This window comes from Paenibacillus sp. y28 (assembly GCF_037137075.1).
GTDB lineage: Bacteria > Bacillota > Bacilli > Paenibacillales > NBRC-103111 > JBBBNV01.
Genome location: NZ_JBBBNV010000003.1, coordinates 170,959 through 195,023, shown reverse-complemented (window position 1 = coordinate 195,023; position 24,065 = coordinate 170,959). Strand labels below are relative to the sequence as shown.

Genomic DNA, 24,065 nt, shown 5'->3' with positions numbered 1-24,065 from the left:
CGGGGGGATGGCTGAAGCAGGGGAGATGCCGGCAGCTAAAGCTAATCGGTCTGTTCTTCCTGCTTGATTGGCACGGTGAAGCAGAAGCGGCTGCCGCCGTCTGCGGAGGCTTCCGCCCAGATGCATCCGCCGTGGGCCTGCACAATTTCCTTTGTGATCGCAAGCCCCAGTCCGCCGCTCTTCGGCAAAGAGGAGGGCGCGGCAGGATCTCCTCTATAGAATCGGTCAAATATGTAAGGCAAATCCTGATTACGGATTCCCTTGCCGGTATCTTCCACGGTGATTAGAAGCTTAGGCGCGTGTTCCTTTAAAACGGGGCGTTCATCTAAACGATCGTTCTCCGTCTTCTCCGCAGGCTGCTGGATTTCCATCCGAACCGTAATTTTCCCGCCAGCCGGGGTATATTTAATGGCATTGAAAATCAGATTGGTAAACACCTGCTCCAGCCGTTCGCTGTCCGCCCATATACAAACACGTTCCCCAGGGCCGTGGACGGTTAGGGAGATGCCTGCAGACTCGGCGTCAAATTCATATTTCTCCTGCACACTGAATTTCACTTGGTCAACGGATAACGCCTGGAAATGAAAAGGGCTTTGCCGGGCTTCCAGCCGGGCCAGCTCGAACAGATCCTCTACAAGCCGCTGCAGGGTCAGTGTTTTGTCCTGAACGAGCCGCAGCGTTTTCTCCTGCTGCTCCGGCTGCCGCACGACACCGTCCAAGATCGCCTCCACGTAGCCGCGTATCGAGGTCAGCGGAGTCCGCAGCTCATGGGAAATGTTCGAAACCAGGTAGCGCCGCGCCTCTTCGGACTCTTCCAGGGACCGGGTGCGTTCCTTGATTTTTTGCTCCAGGGAAGCGTTGATGTTGACCAGATCCGCAAACAATCCGGCAATTTTCCGAGCCAGGGCAACCGCCTGGACAAAAATCAGCAGCAGCAGGCCGATTGGGGAATAGCTGCCCGTCCACAAGGTTTCGTTGAAATACAAAATATCGTTTAAGACAGACAACGCGTAGAGCACAAAGCCAAGCCCGATTAACCAGGCTCCTTCTTGACGGCTGCGGATGGCGCATACAATGGCATAAACCAGATAAGAAGCCATAACGAGCGCCAGAGTTTGGAACAACAGCAGCCACTGCGTGAACACAATGGTGGGAGTGACCGCGACGAATACGGCGCACCCCAAGCAAAGACGCTCCGGAATAATGAGCATCAAGCGGTGAAACGGCTCGGGGTAAAGCGAATGAATGAACCGGACGAAAAGCGGAATGCCGATTATAATCGTCATGTACTCCAGCTTCATATCGATCGCATACGGAAAATGGGGCCACAGCCGCCCAAGCACATATTCCCCGACCAGAAGCGAACGCAGTCCGGTAATGAGACAAAACAGACCGAAAAACAGCGGAGTCTTCGTTTCCCGGCGCAGTGCGTAAAAGGCCAGATGGTACAGGCCGACGACAAGCAGGCAGCTGAACACGAGAATATCGGCGGCATCCAGGCGAAGAGAACGCAGCTGAAGCTGGGGCGGCGTGCCGATTTTGATTGGCTGCCAAACTCCCCCTCGCCGGTGCTCGAAATTGGAGGCTTGAAGAATGAGATCCACCTCACCATGGGCCTCATGCAGAATTACCATCCGCTTGCTGTCCTCGGCTACAGCATCTTCCCGGTTAGTCCCGGGCTCGCCGCTCTGAATAACCAGCTCCCCATTGGCCCACAAGCGATAGGCTGTTGATACGCCAGGCACCGTAATTGCGTACGCTGGCGGACCGTTCTGCGGAAGGAGCACCCGCAGCCGATACGTTCCGTACCCTTCGCCAGGAAGCACTGTGCCGTCCCGCAGCACCTGCTCGTTCCAGGAGCCGGGCACCTCAATCCAATCGGGGGCTGCTCCGCTGTCCTCTGCTTCCCTCCATTGCTCAGGAGACAGAAGCTTCTGCCAATAGAAGGCCCACTCCCCGTCTAAATTGACAGGTCCCTGCTGCATAAAGGACCAGCCGCGCAGGTCGGCCACCCCCTGCTTGGCCATATCGAAAGAAGGGGGCTTCACTGTGCATCCGGCCAGTATGAGCATAAAAAATAAAAGGAAGACAAATAAAGCTTGCTTCCGTTTCCTGCTGCACCAGCTATTCATCATATTTTATCAACCTCGGCGGTTTCGTAACGAACTTCAATGAGCCATCCAATTGTTACTAAAAAAAGCGGATACACTTTATCATAACGCAAGTTGCTGTTCCTTGAAAAGCAAAATCCGGAAGCCAGGTTCAGCTTCCGGATTTCAGAACAAACGGAAAGATTAGTACGGGAAACTTCTTAGAATAATAACAAGCAAAATATAGAGCACCAGAATGACAGCCGTAGAAGTGAAAACGTTGCAGCCCACGCCCATTGTCATCCCCCTTCCTATACTGGATGCTATCAGCATATTCGGGACGGTTAGCGGAGGTTTGGACTCCTGTACGGGGGCGCTGGGAGTTTGTCGCGAGCGGCGGCTTACCTGCGCTGCTGATTACCATGCCAGCTGCTTTTGCATCGTGTGCGACACCCCAGCCGCAGGTCGGCATCGGATGACGCCGCCAGACCATCCGCTATCCATGCAGGCGCTGCCTGGGAAAGCTGGAACCTGAATACCGGAAATCAGAGTGCCGAGCCCCCGAACAGGAAGCGGTACTGCCAATGACCGTCAAGCGTATCTGTAATGACGCCGCCGGACGCCTTCGAATATGTATGCAAGAGCTTGCCGTCACCCAAGTAAATGGATACGTGGGTAATGGTCGCTGTTGCTTTGTTGACCCCTGCGTAATCCGAGGCTTTTGAACCTTTGTAGGCGGAATAGAAGACCAAATCTCCGCGCTTGAGCTTGGTGTAATCGGTCGTGTAGTTTCCTTTATCTTTCACATAGGCGCCTTGTCCTCTGGAATCCGCAGGAAGGGTGATCCCGAGACCATCCTTAAACGCTTGACGGACGAAGTCAGAGCAGTCAAAAGTCGAGGTATTGCTCCGGCTTGATCCGTATTCGTAAGGAGTGCCGAGGTATTTCATACCGGCGGAAATCATTTTCTCTACGGAGGCGGAGCTTGTGCTGCCTGATTCCGAAGAACCGGAGGAACCGGAAGAACCAGAGCCGGAACCGGAAGAACCGCTGCTTAAGGATACATATTCGGTTTTACTGCTGACGTACCCGGATTGTCCGTTTTGATCACGAACCTGGTACCAATATTGATTGGGCGAGCCGAGAATGGTTACCTTCTCACCGGCCTTCAAATAACGAATCATCGTGCTGCTTGTACTAGCGGCTTTACGAAAAGAAACGGATTTGTTGACAACAAGAGTTTGTCCGACAGATGCGGAAACGTACGAAGCGGCTTCCGCCCCTTGTGGAAGGGCGATGGCTCCTGATAAGCAAAAGGACGCGGCAAGCAAGGATGCTATGAGCTGTTTTTTCATGACTCTTTACTACCTCCTCAAATGTGTGTGGGTATTGGAAAGTCCGTCCGATATCAATCATAGCACGTGGAAAATTGGAAGTTCAGTTGTAATAGTTTCCAATTGGAAAATTGGAAATTGGCAATTCTGCCATGCTGCGACCAAAGTCCATGAGCACAGGGAAATCAAGGAGAGCGGCTGTAAGGAACTGTGTGATGCTGGAAATACATTCCGTGATTTTAAAGTGAAAATGGGCCTATTCGCTCTGAAGCCCGAACCGGTATGCGGAAATTGGGACAGCGGGCTTATTTTTGAGACGGGCAGCTTCATTCCCAGCCTTATTCTGGGAATGTCGTACTATATCTAGAATCAGGATTGAAAGATTACCGCCGACACATGAAAATAGAAGAGAATTTATTTAATGGATAAAGGCCAGCTTGTCCGGTAACGGCCGCCCGGAACAAGAAGCTGGAGCAGGCCCCGGTATGTTGATGGAGGAGCCGAATGAACCGGTGCCGGTGCAAGCGGCCTGTGATATTCAAACCTTAACAGCGCTTATGCTCGGCTATCAGCGTCCGGGGCTGCTGGCGCAAATCGGCCGGCTGCAGGCGGATGCTTCAGCAGTCCGGCTGCTGGAGGAGCTGGTTCCTGCGGCAAATACGTATTTAGCTGATTTCTTTTAATAGGATAGTGCCATTCATGACTAGCGGCGGTCTGCGGACCGCCGTTTTTTGTTGTGCTACGCCGGGCTAGACACTCATTATCGGGCTGCAGATGGCCGGCATCAGCTTCGGACGGCAAAACGATTGTGGCGATGGCGGGGCCTTGAAACAAGCGGCTCGTCCGGCTTGCTCCCCGCAGGTCCTGCTGCATCCTAGACTAAGGTCCAGCAGCAGAAACCGTCCGGGGTCCGTTTTGGGCAGAAGTGTTTCCGACTACAATAAAGACATAGCAAGCGACAACAAACGAAGGAAAGGCGGTGAGCAAACAAATGCGCATGACGAAACAACGCGGATTCGCACTACTGCTGATTGGCTGCGGTATCCTGATGGTGCTTGGAAAGACGGGCTTTGGTCTTGGAATCCTGATGAGCTGGTTGTTCCCGTTCATCTTGATGGGACTCGGGTATATCGGGTGGATGAATGAACGCAGGTTCATCGGCGGGGTGCTCTTCGTAATCGGTGCTTTGTGTGTGCTCGGCAAGTTGTCCGGCCTCATCCCCTGGATTTTGGCGGCAGGGTTTGTAATTGGCGGAATTATACTGCTGAAGCGGAAAACAAGCTACCTTTAAGAAGGCCGATTAGATGGCCGGTGGAAAGAAAGCAGGGATGGAGGCGCGGCAGCGCCGGAGGCCGCCTGATGCAGGAGACAAAATTGCATCCGCGGGCGTATCCCTTAACCCGGCCGGAGGCCGCCGGTTAGAGCAGGCAAGCCCGCAGGAACACTTGATAACTTAGGAGGAACAACAAATGAGCATATGGAGAAGAGTTCGCGATATGACCGCGGCAACGTTGAACGAAATGCTGGAATCCTCGGATGACCCGGTTCGGCTGATTGACCGCTTCTTAAGCGGCCAGCGGGAGCAGCTTGAACAATCGCAAGCCTTGTACAGGCAGCTGCTGCATCATGCCGCTACCCTGCGTCAGCAGATGGTTCAAGCGGAGCAGCTTCGGGACAAGCGGGAGCAGCAGGCTTCACTGGCTGTGAAGGCCGGCGAAGAGATTGCGGCCCGCATGGCTCTGCAGGAGAAGCTGCGCTATGAGGAGCAGGCTCTGCAGTACCGGCGCCTGTATGAGGAAAGCCAGCCGGCCATTATCGAGCTGGAGGAACGAATGCAGGCCCTGAAGGCCGAATATGACGAAGTGCTGGCCAAACGCGAGGTGGTGCTGGCCCGTCTGGAATCGCTCCGCCTGCAGCGCAAAATGCAGGCTGGCCCAGGCTGGGAGGGCCGCTCGTCTCATGGACTGCTGTACCGGGTCGAGGACGCGGTAAGCGAGCTGGAGTCCGAGATGAGAATCTTTAACGAGCTGCGCTCGACGACACCGTTCGGGGTGCGGCCGGAAGGCAGCCGCTATGCTGCTCCCCCTGCCTCACCCGTTATGCCTGGCGCTTCGGCGGCGGTTGACCGGGAGCTGGAGAAGCTGCGCAGCAAACTGGCTCAGGAAGGATGGAACTAGATATGAAGAGAATTTACCGTTCGCAGCGGGATAAGAAATTATTCGGTCTATGCGGCGGGTTAGCTGAACTGCTTGATGTTGACGCTACACTGCTGCGTTTAATCTTTGTCATCACAGCGATATTCTCGGCGGGAACCATGATTGCCATTTATGTGCTGGCAAGCCTTGTAATTCCGAAGGAGCCGGTAGCCGCAGGATATGGATACGGCGGCTGGCAGGGACACGGCTACGGCCCGGAATACGGCCCTGAGCAGGGACACGGCTATCAAGGCAATCACGGACCAAGCGGCCCGTTCGGACACAATGGTCCATTCGGCGGGGAATACGGCTTCGATTCCAAGTCCGCCCGCCGCTGGGCGAAGCAAATGAGACGCTGGGGCAAATTTTACGGCGAGCAGTGGCAGCAAGGCTGGAAGCAGCCGCATCAAGGCCCCGGATCGGGTACGATGAATTGGAAGCAGCCGCAGCAAAGCCCGAATGTCCAGCATCCGCTGGACGATATGATGCCGGATATTGAAAAAAAAGCGATGCAGCGGGAGCTGGAAGAGCTGCGCGCCAAGGTCGCCAAAATGGAACAAACTAAATCTGTGAACGAAGAGAAGGGAGAATAATACAATGGGAGTATTCAAACGGATTAGCGATATGACAAAAGCATCGGTGCATGAGCTGCTTGATAAGGTAGAGGACCCAATCATGATGCTGAAGCAATATCTTCGCGATATGGAAGAGGACATTGCTCGCGCTGAAGTTACGGTTGCCCGTCAAATCGCAAGCGAGCGCAAGCTGCAGCAGCGGTATGAGGAAGCCGTCCGGCTGAGCGACGAGCGCTCGAGGCAGGCGGAGCAGGCGCTGCGTGAAGGACAGGATGCGGCGGCGCGCCAAGCGCTGGAGGAGAAGCTGTATTTTGACCAAAAGGTTACCGAGTATGCGGAGCTGCACGAGCAGGCGGTTGCCCAGGCATCTGAGCTGAAGCACCAGCTTCATGATATGAAGGAGCAATTTTATCAGCTCCGCAACAAAAAGAACGAGCTGACGGCCCGGGCGCAGATGGCGGAAGCACAAAAGAAAATGGCCAGTGTGACTGCCGTACACACGCTGGAAAGCGGCCATGCGTCCAAAGGCTTCCACCGCATCGAAGAAAAAATTATGCAGATGGAGGTAGAAGCGGAGATGCTTCGCAAGCCGGGCATCGGACCTGTAACCGGAGCAGCGGGTGCCGCAGGCTGGGCGGCTGCCGATGAGGCCCGCCGTCAAAAGGTGGAAGCCGAGCTGGAGCGTATGAGAAGCAACCTGTAAGTGAATTGCGGGCCACGGCTTTTGAGAGAACCCAACTTATGATATTCTAATACATGGACCAAGCCACCGACCGCTGGCCTCAGCGAGCTGCTGCGGGCTTGGTCCTAAGTTGTTGATTCTCGGGCCTTGACGGCCTTGCTGACCAAAATTACAGTTCAAGTACAGCAGGTAAACGGTACCGCCTTTTCTGGGGCAAAGCCGTTTACCCGGTTGATTCAGCATGAAAGGGGGAGCGGCATGGTGAAAAGCAAACGCAACACGGCAATTGTACTTCTTGCAGCGGGCGTATTTATTTTGGCCAGCAAGGTACTGGACTTCATGACCATCGCCGCTCTCGTGCTGCTCCTCATCGGGGTATACCGGATTGCCAGTGAGCCGGGGCGAAGCGGGTTTGTCATTGCCGCGATTGGCCTGCTCATTTTATTTGGCGCACAGATGGGGGTTGTGCTGGCGCTGGCGATGATTTCGATTGGCGTGTTTTATGTGCGAAGCAAAAAAAAGATACCGCCCTACGCCCGGGAGCCGAGGCCGCATATTATCGGCAGCTTCAAGCGTGACCGGGGGCCGTGGATTCTGAAGCACACCGGCATTTGGTGCGCCATCGGCGAATTCCGCTTGGACTTGTCGCTTGCAATTCCGGAAGAGAAGGAGACCCAAATTTTTTTGCAGGGCATTATCGGGGACGTCCATCTAATTCTTCCTGAGGACTGGGGCGTTGAAGCGGAGGCTTATGTCTGGATGGGAGAGGTGAAGGCGGCGGGTCGAAAAGAAGCGGGAATCGCCAACAAGTTTGTTTGGCGCTCCGATAACTTCGATACCTGCGAGCACCGTGTCCGGCTGCAGCTGGCGTTTATGATTGGCGATATCGATATTCGGATTTTGTAGTCCGGCAAAGGAGGAGTCGTCTTGCGCGGTAAACTGACCAACATGATATGGCGAAGCATGGGCGAAGCAATGCTGCTTAGCCTCGTGCTGTTCGCTGCGGTTGTCTACGTGCTGCGCCGGTACGGCTATCTCCGCGAGTTCAGCACCTGGCAGGAGGGGGTCGAGCTCAGCCTGCTGCTGATCGGGCTTGCGCTGGCCTTCGGCGCGGCGTACGGCTTCCTGTACAGCAGCCGTATCAAGCGCCGGCTGGAGGAGCTGCATGACCGCATGCTGCTGCTGGAGAAGGGCAGCCTGCCGCGTCAAGCCCCGCCGCTTGGCGATGATGAAATCGGCCGGCTCAGCGAGCAGCTTGGCCGCATTCAGGTCAAGTGGGAGGAGCAGGTCGGCTCGCTTCAACGGCTGTCGACCAGCAATGCCGAGCTGGCCGAGAAGGCCCGGGTGTCTGCCATTGTAGAAGAACGGCAGCGGCTGGCCCGGGAGCTTCACGATGCGGTCAGTCAGCAGCTGTTCGCCATTTCCATGACGGCTACAGCGGTGGGGCGCACGCTGGAGAAGGATTTCGACAAGGCGAAGCGGCAAATAGAATTGATCGAGGAAATGTCATCGGTTGCCCAATCGGAGATGCGCGCGCTGTTGCTGCACCTTCGTCCGGTCCATCTGGAGGGGAAACGACTATCCCAGGGGCTGGGTGAGCTGCTGCAGGAGCTTCAGGTCAAAGTGCCGTTTGAGATTTCCTGGGAAATGGATGAAACCATCCGGCTGCCCAAGGGAATTGAGGACCACTTATTCCGTATCGTTCAGGAATCGCTCTCCAACGCGCTGCGCCACTCCAAGGCGGATAAAATCGAGCTGCGGCTGCAGCACCCGGAGGATAGTGTCCGGCTGACGATCCGCGATAACGGGGTCGGCTTTGATTTGGAAGAGAAGAAGCATACGTCCTACGGTCTCGTATCCATGCAGGAGCGGGTCAATGAAATCGGCGGGACAATACAGATGATTACGGCGCCGGGGAAAGGAACCCGCATCGAAATCCGGGTGCCGATCGTGCCCGAAGGAGGAGAAACTGCGTAATGGAACAGGATCAGGAGCAAATGAACCCCATCAGGGTGCTGCTTGTGGATGATCACGAGATGGTTCGAATTGGCCTGGCGGCTGTGCTTGGGACAGAGGACGGCATTGAGGTTGTAGGGGAAGCGGGCAGCGGAGCGGAAGGCGTTCGTCTGGCAGCCGAATACAAGCCGGATGTTGTGCTGATGGATTTGGTCATGGAGGGCATGGACGGAATCGAAACGACCCGCCGCGTACTGCAGCAGCACCCGGATTGCAAGGTAATCGTGCTGACCAGCTTTTTGGATGATGAGAAGGTTGTGCCCGTCATTGAAGCGGGCGCGTTCAGCTACCTGCTCAAAACCTCCCGCGCCGGCGAGATAGCCCAGGCCATTCGCTCGGCAGCGAAGGGCCAATCCGTACTGGAGTCCCAGGTCGCATCCAAGCTGATGAACCGGTTCCGCCAGCCGAAGGAGGCCCCGAAGCCGCACGAGGAGCTGACCGATCGGGAAATGGAGGTTCTCCGCCTCATTGCACAGGGCAAATCCAATCAGGACGTAGCGGATACCCTGTTTATCGGTGTGAAGACGGTCAAATTCCATGTCACGAACATATTGGCGAAGCTCGGGGTCGAGGATCGCACCCAGGCAGCGATTTATGCGTTCAAGCATGGCTTGAGCGGCGAGGAGCAATAATCCGGCCGAGGCCGAGCGCCAAGAAGCACTTCGCTGCTTATTTCGGGCATAAGTGCTGAGATAAGCTTTGTTACATAACGGCAGGATCGGGCACGGCATGTTGTAGACTTGCTGTACGTGCTGCTTTACCTCCAGCCGCGCGTAAACCTCCAGTCGATTAAGCCCTTCGGAGCGGGAGCAGGCCGCCTTGTCGTTCAGCAGCAATTTAGTTTAGTGAACGGGACCTGCTGCAAAAGCGGCCCCTTCCGCAGACGCACGATCATGAAGACCGCTGCTTGTTTTGCTCCAAGCTGTTACCGCCTTCAATAGAAGGCATTGACGATTAGACCGCGTACAGGCATGGTGGATGCCTGCTTGGCAGTAGCCAGGTAGGAAGCATAGTTTTTTAGGCCTGCTTGCCGCTGGTTTAGCAAATCCATGACCGGCAGCTCCCGAACCCCATCGGCTGCTGCCTTCAGTTTGGCGGCAATCCCCTCATTTCCCCCAATAAGCTCAACCGTGTCGGTCAGATCGCGGTTCAAAGCCTCCCGCAGCTCATACTCATTCACTTGAAGCAAACCGTCGGTTTGCCGGTTAAGACCAATATCTCCAAGCTGCGCTTGCTCCAGCGCTTGATCAAATTCCTGGGCCAGAGCCTGCTGCAGGGCGGGGCTGTTGTCCTGAATGGTTTGGCGAAAATGATTGTAGCTGCTTGCCAGCCGCTGCAGCTGCTGCACGACCTGCCCGGCGTCCGGCGTGACAGTAATCCGTGCCGGCTGTGAAGTTGTTGCAAGAAGCTTTGCTTTAATGCTACCTCCGAGTAAGGACACCTCATTACTGACAGATGTATGGGTTGAGCCGTCGCGGGTTGTGTAGACAGCATCGACAGCGGGAGTCGTTACCGAATTGAGGCCGGCGGTAGACACGATGCTGCCCGTGACGTCACTAAAGCCGAAGGCTTGTGCCGTACCCGGCAGCTGGGATATCAGCTTTAACTGGACCGTCCCGCTTTGCGGATCAGCTGTAAGCCTGGAAATAACTCCGGCACCGGCCCGGTTGATGGTATTGCTGACTTTTTGCAGAGCCTGCCGGTTCGTTTCCAGCGGTGTCACATACACGGACAGATTCACGGTTCGGCCGCCAATGGTCAGGGTAAATTCATGGTTGCCCTCAGCAATAGCCGAAGCGGTTTTGGCGGTAAAAATATTCCCTGTGTTGCGCTGTTCTCCCGCAATCTGGCTGACAGTCAGTTCTTCCTGCGCAGGCGCAGAGCCGTCGCTGGCCGCCACGGAAACCACTTGCGGCTGATCTGATTCCGCGCTGCGTTTGTTCAATACGGAGAAGGGCGCCCCTTCGATAAGCGTGGAAGCCGTTTCACTCATTTGCAGCGCATATTCCACCGTCCGTCTGGCCGCTTCTGCGGCGGTTTGCGCGGGGCTCGGCACCGGCTCGCGATATTGGTAGGAGGTCAGTGCCGAGCCGCGACCGTAGCTCCGTTTGCTTTCTTTGGCCGCCTGTACGAGCGAATAAAACTGGCTGTACTGCCGGTACGGCATCACGCGTTGAATGGTGTTGATTTTCATACAGATTCACCTCCTGCAAATCCTTCATTTATGATAGATATTATATCATGCACCCGTTGCTCCGGTAAGAGGAAAGCCGCTGCTGCAATGGCATGAAATCCGGTGAAATGCAGTAATTTTTTACGGTAAAGCGCCATATAGTTAAATTATGACGGAACGGGCGCCAGCTTACTGCACACACGAAGGTCATAGCTAGTTACTCGGCTCTACTCAAGTGAAACGGAGGGTTAGAAAAATATGGATTACGTTCCTCTTCAATCCAGACAGATCGATGGAATCGGCTATGATGAGCAATCCGCCCAGCTGATGATTAAGTACGCAACGGGAAAAATACAATGGGTCGATGCAGTGACGAAGGATGATTATCAAGGCTTGCTTCAAGCGCAAAATCAGTACGACATGATGCTGAGCTTGCTGCGGCAGCGCAAGTGAATGCGCTTACTTAAAGGGACGTATTGCAGACAAGCAGTTTAATACCGCTCATCCGGGAGACGGACGGGGCGGTATTTTTTGCTGAATGCGCCTCAATTGAAGCTTGGACCGGCACAGCTACAGCCGGAGGCGGACAAGCACTGGCGGCCATGCAGCTGTGGAAGGAGCTTCCTTCCATTAGGACCATTCTACGGGCATTTCGGAAAAAAGTATGCGTCATCGACAATTACTTTTTACCGGAATGCTTTTTTCATCCTGTTTTCAGATTGGTTCGTTATGATGGGGGTGAAGTAAATTCATGTTAGGCAAGGAGTTGAAGCATATGCGTCAAGGAACGAGAAAAAAATTAATCAAGTGGGGCATTGGAGCAGGCTGTACGCTTTCATTAGCCTTGCTTTTCCAGCAGGCGAAGAGCGATCCGGCGTTCGCATCCGCTGTGCAGCAGGCCGCAGGCTCATCTGCATTGAACAATAAATCGCAAGCCTCTGCCCCTGATAATGGAGGAATGAATGAATTCGACCGAACACGTCCGGCAGAAGGCCGCGGGAAACGATATACAGCGCGGAGCGGCAGCTCATCCGAGCTGCCCGGAAATGGAACTCCCGGCCAAAGCTATGGACGCAGCGGGCAATCTCAAGATTCCTCATCCGGTATGACTCCGCCGTCGGTCTCACAAAAACCGACAGGAAAAACAAGAGGGTCCTGATGATGCAGGAGGAACGGTATGCCATGGAGGAGTTCCAGGCGCTGAACACAAGCATCACCGCTGTGCTGCCTTCGGAACCAAGCCCGAAGCGTGACGATTCTCGATGGATACGGGAATGGTTTGCTTATGTGGAACAGACCTTCAGCCGCTTTCTCAGAGCAAGCGAGCTATCCCGTTTAAACCGCTCAGACGGGCGCCCGATGCTGGTGTCGGCTAATATGCTGGAGGTGCTGCAGCTGTGCAGGTATTTTATACGGAAGACAGGTGGAATCTTCAATCCGTTTGTGCTTCAAGCCTTGATGCGGGCCGGGTATACGGACAGCTTTGAACGCCTGCAGCGCGAACCGGCAGGCCATAATCCGTTCGGCGAGCAGCCGCCTTATGGGGGTCAAGCTGGCATGAACAGCCTGGATGCCCGGGATGAGGATTGGGCTTTGGACGAAGGTATGGGGGCAGTGAAGCTTCCACAGTCGGGAGGTCTGGATCTGGGCGGAATTGTGAAGGGATGGGCAGTGGATCGGATGACGGCAAGGCTCCGGGATTCAGGGGTAACGGCCGGTATGCTTGACGCCGGGGGCGATCTTGCGGTATGGGGCGGTACACCGGACAGTCCTTGGCCGATTGAGGTGGCCGATCCGTTTTGCCCTGAGCAATCCATAGCTGTAGTGAATCTGATTTATGGCGCTGCGGCCACATCCAGCCGGATGAAGCGGCGCTGGCGGACGGTTCGCGGGGAAATGCATCATCTGATCGATCCCCGTACCATGCTGCCGGGAGATAGCGATATCGTGCAGTGTACTGTAATCGGTCAAGACGTGTCAGCCTGTGAGGTATATGCCAAAACGGTACTGCTGCTTGGCTCCGAGGCGGGAGAGATTTGGCTGAGGAGCGCCGGACTGGCGCCCGCTTACCAGTTTCTGATCGTGACCGAACGCGGGGAGCGTAGATATATCGGCACCTCGCAGCAATATAACGCGCAGTGGAAGGGCTTTGAAGGAAAGCTTGCTTTTGTGACACTCTAACCGATAGGAGGAAATGAAGATGGCACAGTTATTAACCAGCTTGCCGACCTGGTGGATTATCAGAGTTTGCGGACTTGCCGCGTATGCGCTGCTTTTTATCGGGGTGGCAACGGGAATTATGGGCAGTATGCCTTTTTGGAGAGGGGCGGAGAAGGCGAGGCTGTATCGCATCCATAGCAGTGCTTCCAACATCGGTCTTGTGCTGTCTCTCATCCATGTGCTTGTATTAGTAATTGATCGTTATCAGCCGTTTGCCTTATCCGAGCTGCTTATCCCTTTTACTTCATCCCACCGTCCGATTTTTAACGGAATGGGGACACTTGCCCTATACGGGCTGCTTTTGCTTATCGTTACAACGGATTTCAAAGGCTTGTTCGGACAGAAGCTGTGGCGTGTTTTTCATTTGAGCGCATATCCGGTTTTTGCGCTGGCCATGCTTCACGGACTCGGTACGGGAACGGATTCAAAGGCCCCCCTGGTGATAGCATTATACGGACTTACATGCGCTATCGTGGTAATATTGACAGGACTTCGTGTGTATCTCGGAATCAAACAGGCAGGGGGACAGCGTAATGCGTATTTTGCTCGTGGAGGACGACACAAAGCTGGGCATGCTGATTGAGTACAAGCTTCGCCAGCAGTTCCATACCGTAGATTGGGCGCAGCATGCTGAAGAGGCGGAGCATTATATGGATCTGGGAAGCTATGACGCGTATATACTGGATTGGATGATTCCGGGCAGGAGCGGCGTTGAATTGTGCCGGATGCTTCGCGCCAAAGGGGACCGGACGCCGGTGCTGATGCTTACGGCGCGGGATGCAGTCCCGGACCGTGTGGAAGGGCTTCATGCCGGTGCTGACGATTATCTTGTGAAGCCCTTTGCCTTTGAGGAGCTGGAGGCCCGTCTGCTTGCTTTGGGCCGGCGTAATGTCGGAGGCTGGAGCGGGAACGTCAGCCGGCTGGGTGAGGTGCTGGAGCTGAATCATGTATCCCATGAGGTAAAGCGGGACGGCCAGCCGGTGACACTGACACGGCGTGAGTTTCAAATGCTGGAGGTATTGATTCGTTATCAAGGGCAAATTATTCCGAGAGAACGGCTGATGGACCAGGTGTGGGGGATGGAGGCCGAGGTCACTCCAAATACAATGGATGCAACCGTTAAGCTGCTCCGCAAAAAAATAGACGACCCGTTCCCGGACAAAATCATACACAATGTGAGGGGCATCGGGTATCGTCTTGCCTTAAAGGAGTGACCCCTTTGTTTGAGAAAACAAGACGGAACCTGTCGGTGTTTTTTAGCCTTATTCTGGCGGTCATTCTCTTATTGCTGACGGCGTTGTTCTACGTGCTGCTATCCGGAACACTGAAGCGCAATGAGGAAGCCGCGCTGGAAGCGGTGATGGCCAAGGCGGAGCAAGTATTTCAGCACCACAAGTCCGAAAGCGGGCAACCGAAGCCCGGAAGCGGGGAGGTCAAAAGAGAAGGGCGGGGAGAGGGAGAACGGCGGAATAAAGGCGCCGAATTTGAGTTTATCCAATCCGGCCAGTATGTTGCCATTGCGGATAAAACAGGAGAGCCTGTCTTGGCCTCCTCAACAGAAGCGCCCTTTCAGGAGGCGCTTCAGCAGTGGAAGCAGCGGAATCCAGAGTCCGGAACCAGCCGGCTTTTTTCAATAGAAGCAAGGGAGGCCAAGAGAACATTTTTGGTTTTTGCCAAGGAGCTTCCTGAAGGGAGCGGTTTGCTCGTGACGATGCTGGATATTACGGATCATGCGCGGCTGTTGGAGCAGATGCGGCTGGTATTGTTTGTTGTCTGCCTCATGCTGCTCCTTCTGGCCTCCCTTGGCGGGTACCTTCTGGCGGGAAAAGCGATGAAGCCTATCGCGCGCTCCTTTAAAAGACAGCAGGATTTTACCGCGGATGCGTCGCATGAGCTGCGGACGCCGCTCAGTGTGCTGCAGTCCTCTGTTGAAATTTTGGCCGACTCCAAGTCAGCGCTGCCTGCATTTCATCAAACGGTGCTTGCTAATATGGAGGATGAGGTCCGCCGCATGATACGCTTGACGGAATCTTTGCTTACCCTGGCCCGGACTGACTCGGGCGAGCTGCTGCTTAAGCCGGAACGCTCCGATGTTGCGCGGCTTGTGCTCGAAGTCATGGACCGTCTTCGGCCGCTTGCCGACCGGAAGCAGCAGAGCTTCAATTGGACACAAACAAAGCCCGAAAATGACACAGCTGTAGTTGATGTGGAGCGCACGATACAGCTGCTTGTGATCTTAATCGACAATGCTATCAAATATACGCCGGAGCACGGAGAGATTGAGGTTACGCTGGATAGTTCGGATAAAGAGCTGTGCTTCCGTGTGAAGGATACGGGCATTGGAATTTTGCCTGAGCAGCTGCCGTTTGTTTTTGAACGGTTTTTCCGTACGGATAAAGCGCGTTCTCGCGAGAATGGGGGGACCGGTTTGGGACTCTCTATCGCAAAATGGATTGTGAATGCGCATGGGGGCACAATCACCGCGGAGAGTGAACCCGGCAGGGGCAGCACTTTTATCGTGAGACTGCCAAGGGGAGGTCCCAGGGCATAAACACCCGCGTAAACCAACAGGACAAAAAAAGCAAAGTCTGGCATGTTTTGCACAATACGCTACACAGACGAAGCCCTTATTTTCAAGTACTGTTGAGGAGTATATGGCGCGGACGGCTCCCTTGATTGGAATGGGGTTAGCCGTTTCTTTGCTCCATCCTTAAGAGAGAAACGGTGGTCGATCGACCGTTGTTATGCAGCCGAACACCGCACGCCGATCATTGCGAATGGTGCCGTCTGCAATCTTGCCGCAGACTTGAAAGAGGGTAACCGTGGATGATACGAACGTTACAGGACTATGCAGGCCAGACTGCAGCCCGGCTGAACCGGATTTGGCCCAGGGAGGAGCAGCCTCGTGCCGCATATACATGGGGAAAAGCAGCATGGGCACGGGAACGCAAGCGGGCGGCCCGCTCGCTGCGGGCTGGCTCTTCTTTTCGAAGACGATGCCTTGCTCAAGAGAGGCGGACTGACCGAAGATCTGCATGGCTGTTGTCCCCCGGCAGCAAGCCTGATCCGATTGAGAATCAGCGGGGCTTGTTCTATCCGGCGGCTGCAGGCCCATCCGTTTCGTACCCTGAGGATATCGAGGAGCAACTGTTAGAGGCGGTAAAGGGCCTGCGGCGCGAAAGGCTGAACGAGCTGCTAACGGTATTTACGAAACGAGCGGCGGAGGGGGCCAGGTCGCTGAGCAGCATGGACAGGCTCGATGAGGTCCGCTTTGCCTATGTACGGCTGACTATGCAGTGTATCAGCTATGCGCAGTCGCTTGGGGTATGCTCGATTCGGTTTGAAGCGGCCCGTGGAACGCTGCTGGCGCAAATAATCCGGTTACCCAATCAGGATGACCTTGGGGCGTGGCTGATGGATACGGTCCTGCATCCGGTCCTGGACGTGCTCGCGAGCAAATCCGATTCCCGTCGGCAGCAGCTGACAAGTCAGATGATCCGTATGGTGCACGAGGAATTCGATACGGACTTGAGCATTGAGATTTGCGCCCGCCGGCTGCACTACAATGCCAATTATTTAAGCTCCGTGTTTAAAAAAGCGGCGCATATCTCCTTCACCGGCTATTTGGCCGGGTACCGGCACCGCGCAGCGAAATATTGGCTGAAGGTTTCCGGCATGACGGTCAAACAAATTGCCGAACGGCTGAGGTATAACAATTCCCAAAACTTCATCCGCTCGTTCCGCAAGCAGGAGGGCATGACCCCCGGACAGTATAAGCAATCCGGGGACACTCGTTGACGCGAGAGGCGGTTGGACAGTACAATGAATCGTGTCAGCTGGACAAAAAGGCGGTTGAGCGAACATGAATGCCAGTCAATGGGCCGTAGTCGGCGTCGTTATTATCGTCTGCGCCTGGTTTTGTTGGAGAATGAGCCGTAAATATAAGAAATAGAGCCGGTAAAGGCGATCCGGGCCATAGTAAGGAAGACATTTTTCCTCGGCCGGATCGCGTTTGCGGAATGATTTGATAAGCAAGGCACGGGCGTGCAAATGCCAGATATGATGTGCCCGAATCGAATGGTTATACAGATTTCAACGGCGGACAAGCCGGCCTCGTCATTTGAGGCCGGTTTTCTTAATTGAACCGGAAGGAATGCGGCTGTGAACTTGAGCTAGACAACCAGACCTTGTACCGCCTGAAGGAGCTGGAGTTTCTGGAGAAAATATGCGAAAAAATCGGTACGATTTCGCTGACCGGCGGCGGCAATTTGCTGGAGCAGCTAAACTCCTTGCTGGGGGAGAGAAGCGCAAAGCAGGGCTGAGTGAATAAACGGGACGCACTGTATGTGCCGGCTGGCCGCCGTGCGGCTTCGCATCGCGCGGCCGGGAGCGCATGTGGTCGACCGACCGCAGTCATGCAGCGAAGCACCGCGCGCTGGGAGCTGCGCGCGGTGCGGAATGCACGAAGGCGCGCGGTAAGAAATTGGGCGGGACTGGCCGTATGGGTCTTATATTCCCGCCCGTTTCCTCTTTTTCCATGGATGAAATTTATATTGTCGGCGCGGCCGTTTTGTTGTAGGATAAAGCCATACATCACGCTTTAAACAACATGGCTTTATTTTTTTGACCAAAAGTTGCGCTAGGGCAACAAGTTTGGTGGTGAGAAACAAAAACAGAGGGTGAGAGACATGGGGATTGCAACACAACAACAACAATCCAAACCGGAAAGCCAAGGTTGGAGACAAAATTCTCACACTCCGAGCTTGCCGGAGGTGCATCAATCGATGGCAGTCCCGGTCAAAGGCAGCTTTTTCCGCAAGCTGCTCGCTTTTGCAGGTCCGGGCTACCTGGTGGCTGTCGGCTATATGGACCCGGGAAACTGGGCCACGGACTTGGCGGGCGGGGCGATGTTCGGCTACTCCTTGCTGTCGGTTATTTTAATTTCCAATATAATGGCGGTTGTGCTTCAGTCGCTTACTGCAAGACTTGGTATTGCCACCGGGCGGGATTTGGCGCAGGCGTGCCGGGATCACTACAGCAAGCCGGTCAACCTGGCATTGTGGGTGCTGTGCGAGCTTGCGATTGCCGCATGCGATCTGGCCGAGGTTATCGGTTCGGCCATTGCCCTACAGCTGCTGTTTGGCCTGCCGCTCATCTGGGGGGTCATCATGACAGCCTTCGATGTTATTCTAGTGCTGCTGCTCCAGAATCGGGGCTTCCGATATATTGAGGCCATTGTGATTGCCTTAATCGCGACAATTATTGCCTGCTTCGCTGTGGAAATGTTTCTTTCCAGGCCGGATCTTGGCGAGGTCATGCACGGCTTCGTGCCAAATCCCCAAATTGTAAGCAATCCGGAGATGCTCTATATTGCACTCGGCATTCTTGGCGCAACGGTGATGCCGCACAATCTGTATCTGCATTCTTCCATTGTGCAGACCCGGCGGTATGAGGATTCCGTACCCGGCAAGCGCTCGGCTATCCGGTTTGCGACCCTGGATTCAACGATTGCGCTCACGCTGGCCCTGTTCGTCAATGCTGGTATTCTGGTGCTTTCTGCTGCGGTATTCCATACGAGCGGTCATACGGAGGTAGCCGAAATTCAGGATGCGTATCATTTGCTGACGCCGCTGCTCGGAACAGGGCTGGCCAGTGTTTTATTCGGAGTAGCGCTGCTGGCCTCCGGGCAATCGTCTACCTTGACTGGAACCCTGGCCGGCCAAATCGTGATGGAGGGCTTCCTGAACATCCGCCTCAATCCGGTTCTCCGGCGTTTGATTACCCGTCTTATTGCGATCGTTCCGGCCATCGTTGTGATCGGACTGTACGGGGAGCAGGCCAGCACGGATTTGCTCATTCTCAGTCAGGTCATTCTATCCCTGCAGTTGTCATTTGCGGTGATCCCGCTTGTGAAGTTCACCACGGATAAACGTAAAATGGGTCCATTTACCGCACCCAAATGGCTCGGTATCATTTCTTGGACGATAGCGGTTCTCATTGCGATGCTGAACATTTACCTGTTATACGGAACGTTGTTCGCTTCGTAACGGCCCCTGAAGGTTGTGCGAATACACAGTTTCACTCCCTTTATGCCGCGGCGGCTTATGCCCCGCGGTATTTTTGATCTAGTCATTTGTAGTGCTCATTGATCATTTAGCTCTATCAGAATGTGATCTAGAGGCTATTTTAAATATAAACAAATACTAGTATATTCATAGTGTACTCCTATACAGAGAAATTGAAATGGCTTTACCGAACGTCAGGGGAGTACCCGCCGTTGAGATGAGACCCAGAACCGTAGAAAAAGGTGATTCTGAATGGATATCATATTGGTTGATGATGAACCCCTGGCGCTTCAACAGCTGGCCGCAGAGCTGCTGGAGCTGGACAATATCCGTATTATCGGGCAGCATCTCAACCCTCAGAAGGCTCTGGAGCAAATTTGCAGGGATCGGCCCGACGCGGTATTTTTGGATATCGATATGCCGGAAATGACCGGTATCGAGCTGGCGGAGCAGGTGCTGCTCCGGTTGCCTGATACTCAAATCGTTTTTGTTACAGCCTATGATGATTATGCGGTCAAAGCCTTTGAGCTTTGCGCGCAGGATTATCTGGTGAAGCCGCTGTTTCCGGATCGGCTCCTGAAAACGATAACACGGCTTGCCGTACAAGAGAAGCTCCGACAGCGTATGGAACCTATTCCGACGCCAGGCTGTTACATTCGCTGCTTTCAAGCTTTACAGCTTGAACGGATGAATCATGGCCCGGTCAATGTCCGGTGGAAGACACACAAGGCGCAGGAGCTGTTTGCCTATTTGCTTCATCACCGCGGGCAGCCGGTGCGCAAGCAGGTTATCTTAGAGCAGCTGTTTCCGGGAATTGAAGGGAAAAAGGGAATTACGCAGCTGTATACGGCAATTTACCAGGTGCGGAAATTTATTAGTGATTTAGGATGCTCGGTATCGATTATCAACTGCGATGAAGGCTATATGCTGGAGCTGAACGGAACAGGGCTGGACAGTGAGGATTGGGAGAACCGGCTTCTGGAGCTGCCGGCCTTATCCGAAACGACGCTAGACCGCCATCTTGAGGTGATGCAGTTGTTCCGCGGAGATTATTTGGCCGATTACCACTATTTGTGGGCGGAAACGGAGAAACGCCGTCTTCGCGCGCTTTGCCTTCGTCATGCCGGCCAAATCGCGGACCATTATATGTCAAATGGCCGATTGGTGGAGGCGGCGGCTTTTTATCTGCAGATGCAGAAGCGTCTTCCGCGTGAAGAATACATTTACTTTGAACTGATGCAGCTATATGACCGGCTCCAGGACAGGTTCTCTGTAGAACGGCAGTTTACATTGCTGCAAGACATGCTGATGAAGGAATTCGACGCGGTGCCGCAGCAAACCGTTTTGCAATGGTACAGCTTGTGGCGCAGCAAGGAACAGCTCCATGACAGCTGATCCGCCCGGCCGGTGACGATGTTTCAGAAAAGTTTCAAACCGTTTCAGTATACTAAAGGTTGGAATGTTCAAGCGAGGTGAGTCAAAGTGGACTATCATGTACACGGAACTTATAATCAGTTTCTTGTTTTCCTATCTTATCTTATCGCTGTCACCGCATCCTATTCCGCTCTGGATTTGGCGGGGAGAATCAGTACAGCCAAAGGGAAAAGCCGCGTCGTATGGCTTGTTTGCGGGGCGGTGGCAATGGGCCTGGGCATTTGGTCGATGCATTTTGTCGGAATGCTTGCTCTGGCTCTCCCGGTGCAGGTCGCCTATGATGTGCCGTTGTTCCTTTTATCCGTTGTTTTGGCAATTCTGGTATCCTGCGTTGCCTTGTTTACCGTCGGCCGCAATAAGCTGGGTCTCCGGGAGCTGCTGATTTCGGGCCTGCTGATGGCTGCGGGGATATGCGGCATGCACTACATCGGAATGGCCGCGATGCTCATTGAGATTACATATAACGGCTGGCTGGTCGGTTTGTCCATTTGTATTGCCGCTACGGCGTCGGTTGTTGCGTTATGGCTGTTGTTTTATTTCCGTAAGGCCAAGTCCAAATATGCGTTTCTGTACAAGCTCGGCAGTGCGCTAATTATGGGAGCCGCGATAGCCGGGATGCATTATACGGGCATGATGGCGGCTCAGTTTCATCCGGGTCAGCATCCCAGGTATGACTCCGGCATGCAGATTCAATCGGAAATGATCGCGTACATCATCGTTTTATCTACGTTTATGCTGCTCGGTCTGACGCTGCTAGGAATTTTTGTGAATAAACGGCTGCTTCATAAAGATTTGGTTATTCTTGAGAACGAGCGCTGGTACCGATCGCTGTACAGAAATAACGGGGACGGCATCATTTCCATAGATATTCAAGGCCGAATTATGAGCATGAACCCTGCGATTCTGAGTATTACCGGGCTGAAGGCCGAAGCCTACTTGAACAAGCATATCTCGGAGCTGGTCACTTCATTCCCGGATGAGGATGAGGAGCGGGCCAGATCGTTTTATTGCCAGTCCTTCAAGGAGCAGGGTACAACCTGTGAAACCTCCATTCAGCATGCGGACGGGAGACGTACGGAGCTGCTGGTGATGAACGTTCCGGTTGAAATTGAAGGCGTGCTGGTCGGCAATCATCTGATTGTCCGGGATATCACGGCGGAGAAGCAGGCCAAGGATAAAATCAAGCATTTGGCGTATCACGATGAATTGACGGGACTCCCTAACCGCAGAATGTTCAATGAGCTTTTGCTGCAATATATTGAGGAAGGGGAGAGCCAAGGCGGATCGTTTGGCGTCATGGTTCTGGACATCGACCGCTTCAAAATGATTAACGACTCACTGGGCCACACATACGGAGATTTATTTTTACAAATGGTCAGTGACCGGATTAGCACGGGGATTGCGGATCATGAGGCGACTCTCGCCCGGATGGGCGGAGACGAGTTTACGTTAATTTGCCGTACAACGCAGGACGGCGCGGAGGCGGAGATTGATGCTCTGGCTAAACAAATTATTCATTCGCTGCAGCAGCCTTTTTATTTGAAGGATAATGATTTCTATATTTCGGCCAGTATTGGAACGGCCCTGTTCCCTCAGCACGGGACAAGCTCTGTGGAGCTGCTCAAAAAAGCCGACGCCGCGATGTATGAGGTCAAGAAGAAGGGGAAAAACGGACATCAATTTTATTCCCCCATGCTGGATGATCAGCTGCTGGAGAAGATTGAGCTGGAAGCGGAGCTGCGCAAGGCGATTGACCGCAATGAACTAATCGTTTATTACCAGCCTCAAATCCATACGCGGGACAATCTGATGATCGGGGTGGAGGCGCTTGTCAGATGGCAGCATCCAACGAAGGGGATTATTTCTCCGGGACTCTTTATTCCCATTGCAGAAGAAACGGGATTAATTATTGAGATTGGCACCTGGGTGCTCCGTGAAGCGTGCAGGCAAATGCGGGAATGGCATCTGGCCGGCGGGCCGTTAATTCCGGTTTCGGTTAACTTGTCCTCGCAGCAATTTCATCAGCCGCATCTGGTCGATTATATTCAGGCCATTTTGAAGGAGACGGATTTGGCTCCCCAATTTCTGGAGCTGGAAATTACGGAAAGCATGATGATGGATGCCAAGATTTCAACTGGCATTTTGAAGGAGCTGTCGGAAATCGGCATTCGGATAAGCTTGGATGATTTCGGTACAGGCTATAGCTCGCTCAGTTATTTAAAAACCTTCCCGATCCATAAGCTTAAAATCGACCGTTCGTTCATCACGGATATTTCCCTGAATGAGAACGATCAGGCGATCGTCGCCACGATTATTTCGATGGCCCAGCATTTGAATCTCGATGTGGTTGCCGAAGGGATTGAGACAAAGGCCCAGCTTGATATTTTGACCGAAAAGGAGTGCCGTGAAATTCAGGGCTATTATTTCAGCCAGCCGCTATCGGCTGAAGATGTGGAGAAGCAGTTTTTCTTGCCACAACGGGCGGTGTGATTGTTTGCGCACCGTCTCTTTACATACCCCATGGGGGTATGATATAACTAAGGTGTAGCAAGGAAGGAGGCATCAGGATGGGGCATGACCTGGAGGAGCACGCGGCGACAACGGACAACTGCTGCAGCAGCACCGGAAGCGGGCGTAAAAGCCATCATTCTGAGAAAACGAAGCAAAATCTGATTTCCCGCCTCAACCGCATTGAAGGGCAGATCCGCGGGGTCAAGGGACTTATCGAGAAGGACACGTACTGTGACGATGTGCTGAATCAAATCGCGGCGGTGCAGGCTGCGTTGAACAGTGTCGGGAAGCTGCTGCTGGAGCATCATATGAACAGCTGTGTTGTGGAACGGATTCAAGAAGGCGACCATGAGGTCATTAAAGAGCTGATGGTAACCATGAATAAACTAATCAAATAGACGAAAGCTTAAGTTAAAGGAGTGCTGTGTGATGGCTATTGTAACATTGAAGGTCGAGGGGATGTCTTGCGGACACTGCGTCAGCTCGGTGGAGGGCGCGGTGAAGAAGCTTGGCGCGGCGGGCAAGGTTGATTTGGCAGCCAAAACCGTTGCGGTGGAATATGATGATTCGAAGGTATCCGTAGAGCAAATCAAGCTTGCCATTGAGGATCAAGGCTACGATATTGTGTCGTAGGGCTGCCGCCGGGCAGCGGCGGCTGTTATCCTAGATGGCACATTCGTATCATCACGTTCCATGGCGGAGTTGTCATCTTATCCGGCGGCGGACAAAGCTGGGTAAAGGGGGGCTCGTCGGCTTTGCCCATGAACGGC

Annotated in this window: 25 protein-coding genes and 1 pseudogene; 22 read left to right on the top strand and 4 right to left on the bottom strand. The window is 54.0% G+C overall.

The window, feature by feature from the left end; all coding sequences use genetic code 11:
• Positions 1 to 41: 41 nt before the first annotated feature.
• The 3 genes from WBG83_RS05415 to WBG83_RS05405 all read right to left on the bottom strand — a co-directional run bounded on the left by WBG83_RS05415 (position 42) and on the right by WBG83_RS05405 (position 3,445).
• On the bottom strand, positions 42 to 2,135 hold the full coding sequence (locus tag WBG83_RS05415) for an ATP-binding protein (RefSeq protein WP_336743361.1): 2,094 nt from the start codon (positions 2,133 to 2,135) through the stop codon (positions 42 to 44).
• A 159-nt stretch (positions 2,136 to 2,294) separates the two neighbouring features.
• The gene (locus WBG83_RS05410) at positions 2,295 to 2,393 is read right to left on the bottom strand and encodes a YjcZ family sporulation protein (RefSeq protein ID WP_336743359.1); all 99 of its coding nucleotides are present in this window, start codon (positions 2,391 to 2,393) and stop codon (positions 2,295 to 2,297) included.
• Between the two features lie 242 nt (positions 2,394 to 2,635).
• Complete coding sequence (locus WBG83_RS05405) at positions 2,636 to 3,445, bottom strand: C40 family peptidase (protein WP_336743357.1); 810 nt, start codon at positions 3,443 to 3,445, stop codon at positions 2,636 to 2,638.
• 464 nt (positions 3,446 to 3,909) lie between these two features.
• Between WBG83_RS05405 and WBG83_RS05400 the strand changes: the two genes are divergently transcribed.
• The 8 genes from WBG83_RS05400 to WBG83_RS05365 all read left to right on the top strand — a co-directional run bounded on the left by WBG83_RS05400 (position 3,910) and on the right by WBG83_RS05365 (position 9,524).
• Positions 3,910 to 4,107 (top strand): sterol carrier protein domain-containing protein, encoded by a 198-nt coding sequence (locus WBG83_RS05400; RefSeq protein WP_336743355.1) that lies wholly within the window; start codon positions 3,910 to 3,912, stop codon positions 4,105 to 4,107.
• Positions 4,108 to 4,403: 296 nt separating this feature from the next.
• Positions 4,404 to 4,715, top strand: a complete 312-nt coding sequence (locus WBG83_RS05395) for a hypothetical protein (protein ID WP_336743353.1) — start codon at positions 4,404 to 4,406, stop codon at positions 4,713 to 4,715.
• A 178-nt stretch (positions 4,716 to 4,893) separates the two neighbouring features.
• On the top strand, positions 4,894 to 5,601 hold the full coding sequence (locus tag WBG83_RS05390; RefSeq protein WP_336743352.1) for a PspA/IM30 family protein: 708 nt from the start codon (positions 4,894 to 4,896) through the stop codon (positions 5,599 to 5,601).
• 2 nt (positions 5,602 to 5,603) lie between these two features.
• A complete protein-coding gene (locus WBG83_RS05385; protein ID WP_336743350.1) occupies positions 5,604 to 6,212 on the top strand; it encodes a PspC domain-containing protein in 609 nt (202 codons plus the stop codon).
• Between the two features lie 4 nt (positions 6,213 to 6,216).
• Entirely contained in the window at positions 6,217 to 6,897 is a 681-nt protein-coding gene (locus tag WBG83_RS05380) for a PspA/IM30 family protein (protein ID WP_336743348.1), read from the top strand.
• Between the two features lie 237 nt (positions 6,898 to 7,134).
• Complete coding sequence (gene liaF / locus WBG83_RS05375; protein ID WP_336743346.1) at positions 7,135 to 7,782, top strand: cell wall-active antibiotics response protein LiaF; 648 nt, start codon at positions 7,135 to 7,137, stop codon at positions 7,780 to 7,782.
• A gap of 42 nt (positions 7,783 to 7,824) precedes the next feature.
• The gene (locus WBG83_RS05370; protein WP_336743414.1) at positions 7,825 to 8,853 is read left to right on the top strand and encodes a sensor histidine kinase; all 1,029 of its coding nucleotides are present in this window, start codon (positions 7,825 to 7,827) and stop codon (positions 8,851 to 8,853) included.
• A gap of 20 nt (positions 8,854 to 8,873) precedes the next feature.
• A complete protein-coding gene (locus WBG83_RS05365) occupies positions 8,874 to 9,524 on the top strand; it encodes a response regulator (RefSeq protein ID WP_442955796.1) in 651 nt (216 codons plus the stop codon).
• Between the two features lie 302 nt (positions 9,525 to 9,826).
• Here the strand turns inward: WBG83_RS05365 and WBG83_RS05360 are convergent, their stop codons facing one another.
• On the bottom strand, positions 9,827 to 11,086 hold the full coding sequence (locus WBG83_RS05360) for a hypothetical protein (protein ID WP_336743342.1): 1,260 nt from the start codon (positions 11,084 to 11,086) through the stop codon (positions 9,827 to 9,829).
• Between the two features lie 237 nt (positions 11,087 to 11,323).
• Between WBG83_RS05360 and WBG83_RS05355 the strand changes: the two genes are divergently transcribed.
• The 14 genes and pseudogenes from WBG83_RS05355 to WBG83_RS05290 all read left to right on the top strand — a co-directional run bounded on the left by WBG83_RS05355 (position 11,324) and on the right by WBG83_RS05290 (position 23,928).
• Complete coding sequence (locus WBG83_RS05355; RefSeq protein ID WP_336743340.1) at positions 11,324 to 11,518, top strand: KTSC domain-containing protein; 195 nt, start codon at positions 11,324 to 11,326, stop codon at positions 11,516 to 11,518.
• A gap of 322 nt (positions 11,519 to 11,840) precedes the next feature.
• Positions 11,841 to 12,224 (top strand): hypothetical protein, encoded by a 384-nt coding sequence (locus WBG83_RS05350; protein WP_336743338.1) that lies wholly within the window; start codon positions 11,841 to 11,843, stop codon positions 12,222 to 12,224.
• Entirely contained in the window at positions 12,224 to 13,246 is a 1,023-nt protein-coding gene (locus WBG83_RS05345; protein WP_336743336.1) for an FAD:protein FMN transferase, read from the top strand. The genes WBG83_RS05350 and WBG83_RS05345 overlap by 1 nt, the downstream gene beginning before the upstream one ends.
• A gap of 19 nt (positions 13,247 to 13,265) precedes the next feature.
• Positions 13,266 to 13,868 carry a ferric reductase-like transmembrane domain-containing protein gene (locus WBG83_RS05340; RefSeq protein WP_336743334.1) on the top strand — a complete coding sequence of 201 codons (603 nt, stop codon included), beginning with the start codon at positions 13,266 to 13,268 and terminating at the stop codon, positions 13,866 to 13,868.
• On the top strand, positions 13,819 to 14,499 hold the full coding sequence (locus tag WBG83_RS05335) for a response regulator transcription factor (protein WP_336743332.1): 681 nt from the start codon (positions 13,819 to 13,821) through the stop codon (positions 14,497 to 14,499). The genes WBG83_RS05340 and WBG83_RS05335 overlap by 50 nt, the downstream gene beginning before the upstream one ends.
• 5 nt (positions 14,500 to 14,504) lie before the next feature.
• Complete coding sequence (locus WBG83_RS05330; RefSeq protein WP_336743330.1) at positions 14,505 to 15,836, top strand: sensor histidine kinase; 1,332 nt, start codon at positions 14,505 to 14,507, stop codon at positions 15,834 to 15,836.
• 275 nt (positions 15,837 to 16,111) lie between these two features.
• The gene (locus WBG83_RS05325; RefSeq protein WP_336743329.1) at positions 16,112 to 17,083 is read left to right on the top strand and encodes a helix-turn-helix transcriptional regulator; all 972 of its coding nucleotides are present in this window, start codon (positions 16,112 to 16,114) and stop codon (positions 17,081 to 17,083) included.
• A gap of 377 nt (positions 17,084 to 17,460) precedes the next feature.
• Positions 17,461 to 17,607, top strand: a pseudogene (locus tag WBG83_RS05320) (slipin family protein); the annotation flags it as partial.
• A 71-nt stretch (positions 17,608 to 17,678) separates the two neighbouring features.
• Complete coding sequence (locus WBG83_RS05315) at positions 17,679 to 17,864, top strand: hypothetical protein (protein ID WP_336743328.1); 186 nt, start codon at positions 17,679 to 17,681, stop codon at positions 17,862 to 17,864.
• Positions 17,865 to 17,973: 109 nt separating this feature from the next.
• Complete coding sequence (locus WBG83_RS05310; RefSeq protein WP_336743327.1) at positions 17,974 to 19,332, top strand: Nramp family divalent metal transporter; 1,359 nt, start codon at positions 17,974 to 17,976, stop codon at positions 19,330 to 19,332.
• 270 nt (positions 19,333 to 19,602) lie between these two features.
• Positions 19,603 to 20,745 (top strand): response regulator, encoded by a 1,143-nt coding sequence (locus WBG83_RS05305; protein ID WP_336743326.1) that lies wholly within the window; start codon positions 19,603 to 19,605, stop codon positions 20,743 to 20,745.
• Between the two features lie 87 nt (positions 20,746 to 20,832).
• Positions 20,833 to 23,274 carry an EAL domain-containing protein gene (locus WBG83_RS05300; protein WP_336743325.1) on the top strand — a complete coding sequence of 814 codons (2,442 nt, stop codon included), beginning with the start codon at positions 20,833 to 20,835 and terminating at the stop codon, positions 23,272 to 23,274.
• Positions 23,275 to 23,351: 77 nt separating this feature from the next.
• Positions 23,352 to 23,693, top strand: coding sequence for a metal-sensitive transcriptional regulator (locus tag WBG83_RS05295; protein ID WP_336743323.1), 342 nt, complete (start codon positions 23,352 to 23,354; stop codon positions 23,691 to 23,693).
• 31 nt (positions 23,694 to 23,724) lie between these two features.
• Complete coding sequence (locus WBG83_RS05290; protein ID WP_336743321.1) at positions 23,725 to 23,928, top strand: copper ion binding protein; 204 nt, start codon at positions 23,725 to 23,727, stop codon at positions 23,926 to 23,928.
• Positions 23,929 to 24,065: the final 137 nt, after the last annotated feature.

Coding starts and splice junctions, on each gene's coding strand:
- WBG83_RS05415 (WP_336743361.1), bottom strand. CDS start 2,135: ATGATGAATAGCTGGTGCAGCAGGAAACGGAAGCAAGCTTTATTTGTC.
- WBG83_RS05410 (WP_336743359.1), bottom strand. CDS start 2,393: ATGACAATGGGCGTGGGCTGCAACGTTTTCACTTCTACGGCTGTCATT.
- WBG83_RS05405 (WP_336743357.1), bottom strand. CDS start 3,445: ATGAAAAAACAGCTCATAGCATCCTTGCTTGCCGCGTCCTTTTGCTTA.
- WBG83_RS05400 (WP_336743355.1), top strand. CDS start 3,910: ATGTTGATGGAGGAGCCGAATGAACCGGTGCCGGTGCAAGCGGCCTGT.
- WBG83_RS05390 (WP_336743352.1), top strand. CDS start 4,894: ATGAGCATATGGAGAAGAGTTCGCGATATGACCGCGGCAACGTTGAAC.
- WBG83_RS05385 (WP_336743350.1), top strand. CDS start 5,604: ATGAAGAGAATTTACCGTTCGCAGCGGGATAAGAAATTATTCGGTCTA.
- WBG83_RS05380 (WP_336743348.1), top strand. CDS start 6,217: ATGGGAGTATTCAAACGGATTAGCGATATGACAAAAGCATCGGTGCAT.
- liaF (WP_336743346.1), top strand. CDS start 7,135: ATGGTGAAAAGCAAACGCAACACGGCAATTGTACTTCTTGCAGCGGGC.
- WBG83_RS05370 (WP_336743414.1), top strand. CDS start 7,825: ATGATATGGCGAAGCATGGGCGAAGCAATGCTGCTTAGCCTCGTGCTG.
- WBG83_RS05365 (WP_442955796.1), top strand. CDS start 8,874: ATGAACCCCATCAGGGTGCTGCTTGTGGATGATCACGAGATGGTTCGA.
- WBG83_RS05360 (WP_336743342.1), bottom strand. CDS start 11,086: ATGAAAATCAACACCATTCAACGCGTGATGCCGTACCGGCAGTACAGC.
- WBG83_RS05355 (WP_336743340.1), top strand. CDS start 11,324: ATGGATTACGTTCCTCTTCAATCCAGACAGATCGATGGAATCGGCTAT.
- WBG83_RS05350 (WP_336743338.1), top strand. CDS start 11,841: ATGCGTCAAGGAACGAGAAAAAAATTAATCAAGTGGGGCATTGGAGCA.
- WBG83_RS05345 (WP_336743336.1), top strand. CDS start 12,224: ATGATGCAGGAGGAACGGTATGCCATGGAGGAGTTCCAGGCGCTGAAC.
- WBG83_RS05340 (WP_336743334.1), top strand. CDS start 13,266: ATGGCACAGTTATTAACCAGCTTGCCGACCTGGTGGATTATCAGAGTT.
- WBG83_RS05335 (WP_336743332.1), top strand. CDS start 13,819: ATGCGTATTTTGCTCGTGGAGGACGACACAAAGCTGGGCATGCTGATT.
- WBG83_RS05325 (WP_336743329.1), top strand. CDS start 16,112: ATGATACGAACGTTACAGGACTATGCAGGCCAGACTGCAGCCCGGCTG.
- WBG83_RS05315 (WP_336743328.1), top strand. CDS start 17,679: ATGTGGTCGACCGACCGCAGTCATGCAGCGAAGCACCGCGCGCTGGGA.
- WBG83_RS05310 (WP_336743327.1), top strand. CDS start 17,974: ATGGGGATTGCAACACAACAACAACAATCCAAACCGGAAAGCCAAGGT.
- WBG83_RS05305 (WP_336743326.1), top strand. CDS start 19,603: ATGGATATCATATTGGTTGATGATGAACCCCTGGCGCTTCAACAGCTG.
- WBG83_RS05295 (WP_336743323.1), top strand. CDS start 23,352: ATGGGGCATGACCTGGAGGAGCACGCGGCGACAACGGACAACTGCTGC.
- WBG83_RS05290 (WP_336743321.1), top strand. CDS start 23,725: ATGGCTATTGTAACATTGAAGGTCGAGGGGATGTCTTGCGGACACTGC.